Below are 1,107 nucleotides of genomic sequence, written 5' to 3' on the forward strand. Positions count from 1 at the left end.
CCGCCGGTGGCGCCCTCGGTGCCTGCGCCCGCTACGCCGCGGCGCTGGCCTGGCCGACCCGGCCCGGCGCGTTCGGCTGGACCACCATGGCGGTCAACGCCGTCGGCTGCGCGGCGATCGGCGTGCTCATGGCCCTGCTGGCCGCCGACCGCCTCGCCCACCCGCTGGCCCGCCCGTTCCTCGGCACCGGGATCCTCGGCGGATTCACCACCTTCTCCACCTACGCCGTCGACGTTGCGGGGCTCCTCGACGACGGTCGGCCCTGGGCGGCCCTGGCCGCCCTGGCGCTGACCCCGACCGTGGCGCTCGCCGCGGTGTGGGCAGCCACGACCGCGACCCGCCGGCTGCTGCGGCTCGGGCGGCGACGGCGATGAGCTGGCTGCTGGTGATCCTCGGCGCGGCGGTGGGTGCCCCGCTGCGGTACCTCACCGACCGGGCAGTGCAGGCCCGCCACGACAGCCCGCTGCCCTGGGGCACGATCACGGTGAACACGGCGGCCAGCGCCGTGCTCGGTCTGGTCACCGGTGCGGTCGGCGCCGGCGCCGCCTCGACGCGGGTGGCGCTGCTGGTCGGCACCGGACTGTGTGGGGCGCTGAGCACCTACTCGACACTGTCCTACGAGATCCTGCGCCTGATCGAGGACGGCCGCCGCCGCCTCGCCGCGTGCACCGTCGCCGCCAGTCTGCTCGCCGGGATCGGCGCCGCCGCGGTCGGGGTGACCCTCGCCCACGCCCTGTGGTCCTGACCGCACCCGTCGCGGCGGACTTGTCCCCCGCCCGTGGCCCCGGCCGCGCATCCGCGGATCCCGGGGCGGGGTCGGTCGCGCCCGGCGGCCCCGTCCGGACCTACCCTTCTGCCCGTGCAGACGCCGATCCCTTCCCGCCGCGGCGCCGCCCGGCCCGCCCCCTGCGTCCCGCCGACCCCGCACCGCCATCCGCACCGCCATCCGCACCGCCAGTCGACCTGGCAGTCGACCTGGCAGTCGATCGGCCGTTCCGGTTGTCGCTCGGGGCGCCGCGGGCGGAACCCGCCGCTGTCCGCGCCGGTGGCCCTGGCCGTGGCCGTGGCCCTGGTGGGCGGGCTGCTCGCCGGCTGCCACTCCGGCAC

3 protein-coding genes are annotated in these 1,107 nt (G+C 78.0%); all 3 read left to right on the plus strand.

The genetic code is table 11. The features are described from left to right. Positions 1-374 (plus strand): CrcB family protein (locus ND748_RS32500; RefSeq protein WP_251750087.1); only part of this gene is annotated, 374 nt, incomplete at its 5' end. Further along, positions 371-745 carry a CrcB family protein gene (locus ND748_RS32505; protein ID WP_251750088.1) on the plus strand — a complete coding sequence of 125 codons (375 nt, stop codon included), beginning with the start codon at positions 371-373 and terminating at the stop codon, positions 743-745. The genes ND748_RS32500 and ND748_RS32505, both read left to right, overlap by 4 nt. A 114-nt stretch (positions 746-859) precedes the next feature. Continuing rightward, on the plus strand, positions 860-1,107 hold a 248-nt coding region (locus ND748_RS32510; RefSeq protein ID WP_251750089.1), incomplete at its 3' end, for a hypothetical protein.

This window comes from Frankia sp. AiPs1, assembly GCF_023716945.1.
In the GTDB taxonomy this organism is placed as follows: Bacteria; Actinomycetota; Actinomycetes; order Frankiales; family Frankiaceae; genus Frankia.